Genomic DNA, 11,875 nt, shown 5'->3' with positions numbered 1-11,875 from the left:
GTTTAGCGCACGAGCAAACACCACCTACACGCAATGGATTTCAAAATCCCTATTGATCGTTTGATCCGCACATAATAAAAGAGCAAGAACAGTGCCAGAAAATAGGCGGCTTCTTTGTTTGCTGGGCCTTGAACACTTAACTTTACTTCATCCATTACCATGGCACATGGCCTAATGTTGTAAAGCTATAATTTCACCGAATCCAACGTAGATATCCGTATCACGACGCACTATCTCGAAGCGTCGCGCGCCATTGTGGTGAGTAGGACTGTTACCCCAAATTCCGACGTGTAACGACTCAGAATTGGTTCTGCGTTGGGATGTTTAGAGAATCTTCAGAAACACAAGCCTAAGGTACAGTTTAGAGTTTCCGTCCAGATGAACAGAAAGGCGTGCATAGGAAAGAGAAAAGCTCTGGATACCTAAGGGCATTCGTTGAAGGGGCGGGAGCGGCAGGAAACGAAATCTACCCGCTGAGCAGAAGTTTCTAGCGTGCAACAGTCGTGATGCAGTGTATGCACTCTATTGCCAAGTGAGTTTTTGAGGAAGGAGGTTATTGCTTTCTTTAAAGCTGTGACACTGAGAAGCGAAGTTTCTAATTATCGATCTCTGGGTATCGGTAATTGGCTACCCACAAAGTGGCTAGCCAATTAAAGTACTCAAAAGACGCGGCGATTACTACTTGATTTACCAATTACACCGGGCGCTCGCCTGCAGTGGTAGTGCGGTGCATAATGCGAATGTGCTCAGGGCTAAACGAGTCGCGACGATGCATGGTGCAGCGGTTATCCCACATTACCATGTCACCAAGACGCCACTTCTGGACGAATACCTCTCCTTTCAACGTATGCTGCCACAGCTGGGCAACGAGATCGTTGCTCTCATCCATTGGCAGACCTACGATCCAGGAATCTTGCTCTCGCACGCCCTGTGCGCCCAAATACAGAGCTTGTCGACCACTGTCACCATGTACCCGTACGAGCGGATGCACAATTCCTGGCCACTCACGAATATCATCAGACTTAGGCTCCTGTTTATTCAGTCGCAGACCGCCCGCCGCGTCATATACGCTTTGGAAGAAGATCTGCCGGCCTTTGACTGCGTTGCGCAAGTAGGTCGGGAGGGTCTCATAGGCCTGATACATAGATACCCAATAGGTGTCACCACCTGTGGGCGGAAGCGCAATGGCCCGCAGCAACGCGCCAGCTGGTGGACGCTCGTAGAACCAGGTGTCGGTGTGCCAGGTAGCTTCACTGTTACCCAACGCCCCTGATGGCTTCCCGTCTTTAGTAGTATTGGCGATAACCAAAATTTCTTTTTGCGTTGGATGAGCTCCCTCTTGCAACTGTTTCGGGTGAATAACCGCTTCGCCGAAATGGTGAGAGAACTTGATGTGCTGCTCGTCGGTGATGTCGATATCACGGAAACGAACAACTCCGTACTGGAACCAGATTTTGCGTACTTCAGCGACATCCTGAGCATCGTAGTCGTTGAAGTCGAAACCTACGATGTCTGCACAAACATTACTACCGTTCGAAATAGCCGTGATCTTGTTTTTGGTCAGCATGCTCTTTTTCCTCACCAGCTGAAGGTTACGATCTGGGCTTAAGCTATCGCCTCGTTCAGACTGAGATCCAATAATAATAATTGACTATTAATCGTGAAATCTTATCAGTCGCCGAGCAAGCATACGGGAGCCACTAAGGCCAAACGCGTCTAGCCATGACTGCCAGTCATCCAAAAAATTGATCAATCCATTTGACATTCATTCGCTGCCCCTATAAATCAAGTACAGCCAAGTGGGGAGCAGCTAATGGATCTACGGCAAATCAAGACATTCGTAGCCGTTGCGGAGGAATTGCATTTTGGCCGAGCGGCTACCCGATTGCAGATCGCCCAACCAGCCGTGACGGCTCAAATTCAAGCGCTTGAGAGGCAGCTCGGTGTTCCGCTACTCACACGGTCAACCCGACGCGTGCATTTGACAGAAGCAGGGGTACTTTTCAATTCACGGTGCATCGAGATCTTGCGTGACATCGACCGCACCTGCCTTGCTGCCCAAGCCGTCGCAGGTAAAGACATCAGTCAGATCACTATCGGTACCATTTATCCTGCAACATTCGGTGTGCTCCCCAATTTCATCGCGAGAATCAATCAACGCTTCCCTGATGCTCGAATCCATATTCACAACGGCAACACAGTGGGCATCGTTAGGGAGATTGAGCGCGGCAACATCAATCTCGGCTTCATCCGTCCGGTTGAAAACATCGGATCTCTTCGCTGGCAGTCCATCCATCGCGAGAAATACCTGCTAGCGATCGCACGCGAAAACCCTTTGAGCAGTAAGAGCGCCATCACGCCAGACGATCTTCGTAAGCAGAAGATTATTGCCTTTTCGAGGGCGTACAAATCCCAGACGGATGAGAACTTTCCTGAAGAGTTTCAGAAATACGACCTGCATCAGCAAGTGATCTACAGCTGTAATGACACCCAAGCGATGCTGGCCATGATAACCGCTGGGATCGGTGTGGGATTCGTCCCAGAATGGGTTAGATCAATTCCCGGACAAAACTTTGAGCTGCGCGAGGTTGAGGGCCTAGAACGACATATCGGACTGGGGCTGGCGTGGAGTGTCGATGATCCAACCGCCAATAGGGACAGCATTATTGAGTTATGCCGCTCGCTAGTTGACCGCGAGATTGATTGGCAACTGCGAGCTTCAGGCCCTGTGATTTAAGCTTATATTGCATACTTGGTACAGCGAGCCTGTGCAGGTATCAAACGATTCGCAGCATTGCAGAGCAAACCAATTTGTTGGCCCTCAACGCGGCTATTGAGGCTGCCCGTGCTGGCGATGCCGGACGGGGTTTTGCGGTGGTCGCCGACGAGGTGCTGGCGCTGGCCCATCGCACTTAGGTGTCGATCCAGGAAGATGAGAGGTTATGTTCAAATCATTCTGTGTGCGAGTCATCGCTTGCCCATAGCTAAGCTGTGGTTTGACGTTACTGGGAGGATCGCTCATTCGGGCCATTGGGCCCGGCTCACCGAATCAGCCGAGCATTTCCTTAATGATGGATGCTACGTTCCTGGCATCGTCGACTCCTCGGTGATAGTTATGCGTTGGGCCAGCACTCTCCGATCCTTTTTTTGAGGGGAAGCAAGTCAGAAATTATTTTTAAACCGATAACTTTCTCCTCGTCATCAGCAGGTCAAATAGAAGTTGTGCTACAGGTGATAAAGCACGTCCCCGGCGTGATATGAGCCCTAGGCTTCGGCTGATAGAGGGTTGAGTCAATGGACGCGTGACAAGCGTGGGATGTCCATCAGCGGGCATTGCTAGCTTGGGCACCACACCGATCCCTAGTCCAGCCTCTACCAAGCTCACCAAGGCGGGTACATGTTTAACTTCGCAAAAAGATCGTGGGCAAACATCGCGCTTTGCTAGTGCTTGGTCAATCAAAAACCGATTGCCGCTGCCTTGCGCCAAACTAATGTAATCGGAGCCCGAGAGATCGTCCCAAGTGAGCGATGGGCGCACGGTTAACGGGTGCCCCACCCGAAGTGCAACGATGAAATCTTCTTCCAGCAATGGTTGAAAAACCACCTCCGAGTCTTGGGTGCCGATGTAGGTAAGGCCGAAGTCCGCCTCGCCCCTGGCTACCACGGTCAATATGGTGGACGACGATTCATCGATGACCCGAATCCGAATTCCAGGGTATTTGGCATGGTATTGAGCGATCACGTCAGGCAGAAAATACCCAACGGCTGAAGGCACGCATGCGATGGTGACTTCGCCGGAAAGCCGGTGGGAAAGGTCGTGAAAGCCAATAAGCGCATTCTCGAGTTCGTTCAGCACATTTCTTGCTCGGGGCACAAAGCCCCGCCCGATAGTGGATAGCTCGACCTTTCGCGTGGTGCGTTCGAACAACTGAACGCCTAGCGCTGTTTCCAGCTTGTCGACCCTACGCGATAGCGCGGACTGGGACAGATGCATTGCCTGAGCTGCGGCACTGAAACTGCCAAGGTCAGCTACCGCAAGAAATCCACGGAGATCTGCCAGATCGAAATTCATGCGTAATCCTCATAAATCACACTTTTATTTGCATTTTACTTTTTAATCGTCCTCTCTCATTCTGTCAACTCGCAGGCACAACGAAATAACTTCGAGTTGTCCTGCCCCGATTAACAACTCTTTATTTGCCGAGCTTCGGGCGATTTATGCACGTGCGCACAATATTGCCTGGAGTTGGAGTGGGCCTAACTATATGAACAATAAGAATGAAGTATCTTCTTTTTCTGTTGATGATGTCCGTCAATTGGGATGCCGTGCTTTTCAAGGGCTTGGTCTTACGGCGTTGAATGCCGAGCAAGTTTCCAATGTATTAGTGATGGCCGATCTATTCGGACTGACTACCCATGGTTTGAGTCGCATCGAATCTTATGGTGAGCGACTTGAATCAGGCGGTATCAGCGCTTCGGCAGTACCCAAAGTGAAAGAGCTTGCACCAGCTATTGCCCAAATAGACGGGCAGAACGCTGTCGGCCCGTTGGTGGGCATGGCCGCGCTTGAAGCTGGTATGAGTATCGCAAAGCAGTACGGAATCAGCTTGGTGCTTGCCAAGGGTAGCAACCACTTCGGGCCAATTTCTCCGTACTCTTACATCGCTGCCGAACAAGGTTTTGCCAGCATCATCGGTAGCAACGCGACTACCACTATTGCTCCCTCGGGGGGCAGTGACGCGCGGCTAGGTAATAGTCCTCTCGGGTTCGGCGTTCCACACCCAAGTGGAGAGCATTTCATGCTAGATATGGCAATGAGCGTGGTAGCCCGTGCCAAGATCCGAAATGCGCTCAAACGCCAAGAAAGCATCCCCGACACTTGGGCAACAGACGCGCATGGCAAACCTACCGTTGATCCTCGCGCGGCGCTGGATGGTTTTCTGCTTCCTATCGGTGGTCACAAGGGCTACGGCTTGGCGTTGGTGGTGGATCTGCTCGCAGGTTTGCTGTCCGATGCGGCGTACCTCACTCATGTGAAGTCTTGGGTCGACGCCCCGGATGAACCACAAAACCTTGGCCATTTTTTCATTCTTATCGACACTAAACGCCTTGGATCGACGAGTTGGCTGAAGGAACGAATGACCGATTTTGCCTCCATCCTGCATGCGAGCCCGCCAGTAGATAGCAATTCGCCGGTCATCGTGCCTGGTGAGATCGAACTGAAGAAAATGCAGCGGTACTTGCGCGAGGGTGTTCCTGTGGATCAAGCGACCAAGGTACTTCTTGACCACTACGCAAGCCGGACGGCATAGGGGATCTCGACATGACGCTAATCAATCCAGAACTAGCAGCCGTAATAGCACCTACCGGCAAACTCCGTGCGTCGATCAACGTAGGCAATCCGATCCTTGCTCGGCTTGATGACAAAGGCAATGCGGTTGGTGTTTCCGTTGATCTGGCAACTGCTTTCGCTAAAGAAGCAGCCTTACCGTTGGAGCTTTGCGTGTTCAAAAGCGCCGGGGAATCGGTCGCTGCTGTATCAGCCGGCAAGGCAGACTTTGGTTTTTTTGCAATTGACCCTGTACGTGGTGAGCAACTGGCGTTTACCGAACCCTACGTGCTCATCGAGGGCTGCTACTTAGTACGTGACGATTCACCACTGACAGACAATTCTCAGGTTGATCGCACCCATACCCAGGTAGTTGTCGGTAAAGGGAGCGCCTACGATCTGCACCTGACCCGCGAATTAAAGGCAGCGACGATTGTTCGTTCACCTACCTCGCCGACTGTCGTCGATGTATTCCTAGCTGAAAATGCCGATGTGGCCGCAGGTGTAAAGCAACAGCTGGAATTCGATGCAGAGCGTTTTTCGGGCTTGCGTCTGTTGCCAGGTCGCTTCATGGAAATCCGTCAAGCCATGGGGATTCCTCACATGTATGGAGAGGAAGCGGCTAACTTGTTAAGGCAATTCGTTGAGCGGGCGAAGGCCAGCGGGTTCGTGGGAGAAGCTTTAGAACACCACGGCATCGTTGGTGCCACCGTCGCAGGCTGAAAGCGTCGACTTCAAAAAAGTCAAAGCCGTCTGTGGGGACGCTCCTTTTAGGGCGTCGCCCTCAGACCAGCTGCTAATTCATTATAAAAACAAGAGTATCTAACATGTTGGCATTTCTCGGATTGTCGATGGTCGTGGTATTTACCTACCTGATAATGGCGAAGCGACTTTCTCCAATAGTTGCGTTGATCGTCGTGCCAGTAGTGTTTTCAATAATCGGCGGCTTTGCCCTTACCACTGACAAAATGATGCTCGACGGCATCAAGATGGTAGCGCCCTCCGCAGCGTTGTTGCTTTTCGCTATTCTCTTCTTCGGTGTGCTTTTTGATGCCGGGCTCTTTGATCCGATGATCAAATTTATCTTGAAGAAAGTGAATGGTGACCCGGTAAAGATCGCCGTTGGCACAGCAATTCTGTCGTTGACCGTCGCGCTGGATGGCGATGGCACCACGACCTACATGATCACTTGTGCGGCAATGTTGCCCCTCTACAAACGCATCGGCCTTAACCCAATGATCCTTGCGAGCATTTGCGTACTATCGCTCAGCGTGATGGGCGGGATGTCGCCTTGGGGCGGCCCGGCAACTCGGGTGATAGCAGCTCTTGGTCTGGATCCAGGGGAGTTCTTCATCCCGCTACTCCCGACTATGGCCGTAGGCGCATTGGGTGTGCTGTGCACGGCGTTTTTGCTGGGGCGGCGCGAGCGAAAAATCATTGGGAATGTGACCCTGACCAGCGGTGGTGATGATTGCTACATCGAATCAATCGTGGGTCATAGCGTGAACAAGAACCCCAAGATGGTGATCCCCAACTTGGTACTGGTTCTTGTGGTAATGGTGTGTCTGGTTACAGGGCTCCTGCATTCCGTGATCAGTTTCATGCTCGGGTTCATTATTGCCCTGTCGATGAATTACCCGCAATTGAACTTGCAGAAGGAGCGGATGCTCGCTCATGCCGGCAACGCCATGGTGGTAGTGCTTTTGGTTTTTGCTGCTGGCATATTTGCCGGGATTTTTTCGGGCACGAAGATGGTAGACGCGATTGCGCAGTTACTTGTGGATGTCATTCCACCTTCCTGGGGGCATTTGTTCCCTCTGGTGGTCGCCATCACCAGCATGCCTCTGACTTTTCTATTATCCAATGATGCTTATTATTTTGGTGTTGTTCCGATACTTGCCAATGCCGCCGCCGCCTATGGCATCGATCCTATTGAGATTGCTCGGGCTTCAGTGCTGGGTCAGCCAGTTCATCAAATCAGCCCGCTGGTGGCCTCCACATTGCTGCTGGTAGGTATGATTGACCGGGATCTCGGTGACTTCCAAAAAAGCACGATCAAATGGGCGGTATTACTGTCCCTGCTGATGACCTGTGTGTCATTGCTTACAGGAGCAATTACGCTGTTTACGTGACACTGATCGGAAGCATGGAACGCAGGCTTGAGTGGGCGAATCAATTACACCAGTAATTCTTTTACAGCGAATGGCCCGACGATTAAATACAGCAACGAGTTTTACATGATTTTTCGCATGGCCTGACGGGCTGATGTGCAGATGCTTGGAGTGCTTATCTTGATCGAACTTGTAAACTCGCCAACCTTTTGGCTGGCGGTGGCGCAAATCATCGCCATCGACATTTTGCTTGGAGGCGATAACGCAGTGGTTATTGCATTGGCGTGCCGCAAGTTACCAGAGGCTCAGCGTAATCGCGCCATTATCGGTGGTGCACTGGGCGCGATATTGCTTCGCATCGTGATGATTTTTTTTGCACTGCAATTGTTGGAGCTGCCCTACCTCAAGCTCATTGGAGCGGCGCTGCTGTTCTGGATAGCCACCAAGATGCTGATTCCAGAAAAGGAGGATGCGCATGACAACCTTGTGGCCAGCCCACGCCTGTGGGGAGCAATCAAAACAATTATTGTCGCTGACGCCGTCATGAGCCTGGATAACGTTGTTGCGGTCGCGGGAGCCTCCAACGGAAGCCTAGAACTGGTGATTTTTGGCATCGTAATCAGCATCCCAATCATCATCTGGGGCAGCAAGCTGGTACTTCACTTTATGGATCGATTTCCATTGGTCATCACTCTCGGAGCGGCGTTGCTGGGTTGGATCGCCGGCAGCATGGCTATCGGTGACATAAGCCTACCAAGTCTTCCATCTTGGTCGCATTACGCAGCTGGGTGTGCCGGGGCGGTATCGGTCTTGATCGTAGGAATGCTGGTGAAAAGCCGACAGCAGACTGATTGCCAGTCGCCTCCAGACTCTGAAAGAGGTGAGCAGTTATGAGTTTCGATATTACAGATGTGCGTGGAAATTGATTTCCTAAGCGAAGATTCAACATCCGGAACGTTGAGACGCAGCATCTCCTTCAATCAGGCCCTACCAGGAATTTTTCGTCCGATTGCGGCAGGTCACCCACCGCGCTAATGAAACAGTGGTTAACGCCTATGCGGGCGAGGTTCGAATTATCGTCCAGTAACCATGCGAGCTACTGTTGGGGCACTAGCTCCGTGTTTGGCTTTTATGCTTATCAGAATGTGCTGTGAATACGGCGAACCCAATTAAAAAGAAGATAAACAAATTAATCGCATAGGCCGCCAAGAGCAATATTGAGCGTCGGCACCACGGTCTCATTAGAAAGGTCGCACTAAGGCGGCTTGTAATAGAAGTATTTTAGAAAGTTAAGGCTTAGCCCTTCATGTGTATTGCATGGGTATGTGGTTTTTTGTGTTGTGTCTGTTACTCAAATAATAAAAAACGGAGCGTTACAAATGAGCATAAAGATTTTTGCAGCTTCAGTATTTGTCAGTTTTGCCCTGAGTACCCAGGCGCATGCTGATTTTCTAAGTGATAGCAAAGCCACCTTGGGAATGAGAAACTTCTACTTCAATAACGACAACCGTGATGGCACTGCGGCCCCTTCGAAAACCGAAGAGTGGGCGCAGGGTTTCATGCTGGATTTTAAATCAGGATATACCGATGGTACCGTCGGCTTTGGTGTAGACATGCTTGGGTTGCTGGGCATTACCCTGGACAGCGGTAAAGGACGGCATCTCGGCAGCACTATGATTCCATCTGACAGCGACAACCGAGCGGTCGATGAATGGAGCCGGCTGGGGGTGACTGGCAAGGTCAAAATATCGAAGACCGAATTGCGCTACGGCACGCTTATTCCGAAACTTCCGATTTTGGCCGCTAACGATGGGCGTGTGCTGCCACAGACGTTCCAAGGTGGTCAAATCACGTCGAGCGAGTTCAAAGATCTGACCCTGATTGGTGGACGAATCGAACATGCAACAGGTCGCGGTTCAACTGATCAGACGGGGCTGGCCGCTGTAGGCGGAACACGTGAAAGCAACCAGTTTGACTTCGCCGGGGGCGACTGGAAAGTCACCAAGGATCTGACGGCTCAGTACTACTATGCCCATCTCGAGAACTACTATACCCAACAGTTTTTCGGACTGATTCACACGCTTGCGCTCTCAGATAACCAATCCCTGAAAACCGACCTGCGCTACTTTAAAACTGACTCGTCAGGTGAGAATAGCTCCGGCACCTCTGGCTACAGAATCAGTGGCTTCACTGAAAATGGCGATGGAGAGATCGATAACCGCACTTGGAGTGCTGCACTGATTTACACCATGGGTGGGCACGCTGTGACGGCGGGATATCAAAGCGTTTCGGATGGCAGCAATTTTACTCAGCTCAATCAGGGGAGCTTGGCAGACAAAGGCGCTGGTGGCTCAAGTCTGTACCTGTATACAGATCGTATGATCCAGAACTTCACTCGAGCAGGGGAACGCACATCATTCGGTCAGTACGCGTATGACTTTGCCGCCCTGGGTGTCCCTGGCCTGAAAGCCTCGGTTATCTACCTCTCCGGGGACAATATCAAGACCAAATCCGGTGACAATCAGAAAGAATGGGAAAGAGATACCAGCCTAGAATATGTCCTTCAGTCGGGAGCGCTCAAAGGTGTTGGTTTCGGTTGGCGTAATGGTAAATCCAATAGCGAAGCCGCTCGTGATCAAGATCAGAACCGGGTGTTTGTAAGCTACAGCATCTCACTTCTCTAACAAGCGTCATACGTGGCTATTCGGACATGTAGGGCGAGCATCGTCCTCTTTACTTTAAGGTATATAGAAAATGGCAAAGGCGGCGGACATCGTTGTTCAGTGTTTGGAAAGTGAAGGCGTCGAGTACGTCTTTGGAATTCCTGGTGAAGAGAATCTAGATCTGCTCGAATCCCTGCGCAAATCACAGATCAACCTGGTACTGACTCGCCACGAGCAATCCGCTGGCTTTATGGCGGCGACGTATGGTCGTTTGACCGGCAAGACCGGCGTCAGCCTGTCGACTCTGGGGCCTGGTGCGACCAACCTTGTGACCGCCGGCGCCTACGCTTATCTGGGTGGTATGCCGATGCTGATGATCACTGGCCAGAAGCCGATCAAGAAATCCAAGCAGGGGCGGTTCCAGATCATCGACGTCTGCGACATGATGGCTCCGATCACCAAGTACACCCATCAGTTCGCCTCTGCGGATAATATCCCGGCGCGCATGCGGGAAGCCTTCCGCCTCGCCGAAGAAGAGAAGCCGGGTGCTGTGCACTTGGAACTGCCGGAAGACATCGCTGCCGAGCAGACCGACAGTATGCCGATCCCTCCGAGCCTGCACCGCCGTCCGCTGGCCGAGCACAAGTCGGTCGAAGCCGCTGTCGAGAAACTGCAGAAGGCCCGCAGCCCGATCCTGGTGATCGGCGCCGGCGCCAACCGAAAGATGACCGCCAAGGTCTTGCAGCAACTGATCGACAAGACCGGCATTCCGTTTATCACTACACAGTTGGGTAAAGGCGTGGTTGATGAGCGGCACTCGCGCTTCCTCGGCAACGCAGCGCTGTCGTCCGGTGACTTCGTGCATCGTGCGGTGGAAGCCGCCGACTTGATCATCAACATTGGCCACGACGTGATCGAGAAGCCGCCATTCTTCATGGTGCGTGGCGGCACTGAGGTCGTGCACATCAACTTCCGCTCCGCTGAAGTCGACGCTGTGTACTTCCCGCAAATCGAAGTAATCGGCGACATCGCCAATGCAGTCTGGCAGATCGGTGAAGCGCTGACCGACACCTCGCACTGGGACTTTACTCGCCTGCTGGAGATCCGCGAAGCCAACGAAATCCAGATCGCCGAAGGCGCCGACGACAGCCGCTTCCCGGTATATCCGCAGCGCTTGGTCGCCGACATCCGTCGCGTGCTGCCGTCCGAAGGTATCGTCGCCCTGGATAACGGTATTTATAAGATTTGGTTCGCTCGTAACTACAAGGCGCACAAGCCGAACACTGTGCTGCTGGATAACGCCTTGGCGACGATGGGAGCCGGCCTTCCATCGGGAATGGCTGCTCACCTGGTCTATCCGGATCGCCCAGTGATTTCTGTGTGTGGCGACGGCGGCTTCATGATGAACAGTCAGGAACTGGAGACTGCGGTTCGCCTGAAAATGCACATCACCGTGGTGATCCTGCGCGACGACGGCTACGGCATGATCCGCTGGAAGCAGGCCAACATGGGGTTCACCGATTTCGGCCTGGATTATGGCAACCCGGACTTCGTCAAATACGCCGAAGCCTACGGCGCTAACGGCCATCGCGTGGAAAGCGCAGAAGGCCTGCTGCCGCTGCTGGAGCACTGCATCACCACTCCGGGCGTACACGTGATCGACTGCCCGGTCGACTACTCCGAAAACGACCGCATCCTGAACACGGAACTGCGTGAGCGGAGCGCGTCCATCTGAATCGCGGCGGGCTTAGGCCCGTCGCTTCTTCATTCGT

The 11,875-nt window shown here is 52.4% G+C and carries 9 protein-coding genes and 1 pseudogene; 8 read left to right on the top strand and 2 right to left on the bottom strand.

Annotated features, from left to right (window positions below; translation table 11 throughout):
• Positions 1–694: 694 nt before the first annotated feature.
• Positions 695–1,567 carry a TauD/TfdA dioxygenase family protein gene (locus tag PSUM_RS27425; protein WP_083349469.1) on the bottom strand — a complete coding sequence of 291 codons (873 nt, stop codon included), beginning with the start codon at positions 1,565–1,567 and terminating at the stop codon, positions 695–697.
• Between the two features lie 246 nt (positions 1,568–1,813).
• Here PSUM_RS27425 and PSUM_RS27420 point away from each other — a divergent pair, with 246 nt between their 5' ends.
• Both PSUM_RS27420 and PSUM_RS27415 read left to right on the top strand, forming a co-directional pair.
• Entirely contained in the window at positions 1,814–2,737 is a 924-nt protein-coding gene (locus PSUM_RS27420) for a LysR family transcriptional regulator (RefSeq protein WP_083349468.1), read from the top strand.
• 47 nt (positions 2,738–2,784) lie between these two features.
• A pseudogene (locus PSUM_RS27415) lies at positions 2,785–2,913 on the top strand (methyl-accepting chemotaxis protein); the annotation flags it as partial.
• A 262-nt stretch (positions 2,914–3,175) separates the two neighbouring features.
• Here the strand turns inward: PSUM_RS27415 and PSUM_RS27410 are convergent.
• The gene (locus tag PSUM_RS27410) at positions 3,176–4,072 is read right to left on the bottom strand and encodes a LysR family transcriptional regulator (RefSeq protein ID WP_046819631.1); all 897 of its coding nucleotides are present in this window, start codon (positions 4,070–4,072) and stop codon (positions 3,176–3,178) included.
• Positions 4,073–4,265: 193 nt separating this feature from the next.
• Between PSUM_RS27410 and PSUM_RS27405 the strand changes: the two genes are divergently transcribed.
• From PSUM_RS27405 to PSUM_RS27380, 6 genes are all read left to right on the top strand, one after another.
• A complete protein-coding gene (locus tag PSUM_RS27405; protein WP_052760674.1) occupies positions 4,266–5,312 on the top strand; it encodes an Ldh family oxidoreductase in 1,047 nt (348 codons plus the stop codon).
• Positions 5,313–5,323: 11 nt separating this feature from the next.
• Complete coding sequence (locus tag PSUM_RS27400) at positions 5,324–6,052, top strand: ABC transporter substrate-binding protein (protein WP_046819630.1); 729 nt, start codon at positions 5,324–5,326, stop codon at positions 6,050–6,052.
• Between the two features lie 104 nt (positions 6,053–6,156).
• Positions 6,157–7,461: a CitMHS family transporter gene (locus tag PSUM_RS27395; protein ID WP_046819629.1), complete on the top strand. Its 1,305-nt coding sequence runs from the start codon at positions 6,157–6,159 to the stop codon at positions 7,459–7,461.
• A 159-nt stretch (positions 7,462–7,620) separates the two neighbouring features.
• On the top strand, positions 7,621–8,334 hold the full coding sequence (locus tag PSUM_RS27390) for a TerC family protein (protein ID WP_173667171.1): 714 nt from the start codon (positions 7,621–7,623) through the stop codon (positions 8,332–8,334).
• Between the two features lie 485 nt (positions 8,335–8,819).
• Positions 8,820–10,124, top strand: coding sequence for an OprD family porin (locus PSUM_RS27385; RefSeq protein WP_083349467.1), 1,305 nt, complete (start codon positions 8,820–8,822; stop codon positions 10,122–10,124).
• A gap of 70 nt (positions 10,125–10,194) precedes the next feature.
• Complete coding sequence (locus tag PSUM_RS27380) at positions 10,195–11,838, top strand: acetolactate synthase large subunit (RefSeq protein WP_046819626.1); 1,644 nt, start codon at positions 10,195–10,197, stop codon at positions 11,836–11,838.
• Positions 11,839–11,875 lie beyond the last annotated feature (37 nt).

The organism is Pseudomonas umsongensis (assembly GCF_002236105.1).
GTDB lineage: Bacteria > Pseudomonadota > Gammaproteobacteria > Pseudomonadales > Pseudomonadaceae > Aquipseudomonas > Aquipseudomonas umsongensis.
The sequence above is the reverse complement of the archived record's forward strand: the minus strand, read 5'-3'. Positions and strand labels throughout refer to the sequence as shown.

Bases quoted from the DNA above. Each gene is read 5' to 3' on its own strand.
- PSUM_RS27425 (WP_083349469.1), bottom strand. From the start codon at position 1,567: ATGCTGACCAAAAACAAGATCACGGCTATTTCGAACGGTAGTAATGTT.
- PSUM_RS27420 (WP_083349468.1), top strand. From the start codon at position 1,814: ATGGATCTACGGCAAATCAAGACATTCGTAGCCGTTGCGGAGGAATTG.
- PSUM_RS27410 (WP_046819631.1), bottom strand. From the start codon at position 4,072: ATGAATTTCGATCTGGCAGATCTCCGTGGATTTCTTGCGGTAGCTGAC.
- PSUM_RS27405 (WP_052760674.1), top strand. From the start codon at position 4,266: ATGAACAATAAGAATGAAGTATCTTCTTTTTCTGTTGATGATGTCCGT.
- PSUM_RS27400 (WP_046819630.1), top strand. From the start codon at position 5,324: ATGACGCTAATCAATCCAGAACTAGCAGCCGTAATAGCACCTACCGGC.
- PSUM_RS27395 (WP_046819629.1), top strand. From the start codon at position 6,157: ATGTTGGCATTTCTCGGATTGTCGATGGTCGTGGTATTTACCTACCTG.
- PSUM_RS27385 (WP_083349467.1), top strand. From the start codon at position 8,820: ATGAGCATAAAGATTTTTGCAGCTTCAGTATTTGTCAGTTTTGCCCTG.
- PSUM_RS27380 (WP_046819626.1), top strand. From the start codon at position 10,195: ATGGCAAAGGCGGCGGACATCGTTGTTCAGTGTTTGGAAAGTGAAGGC.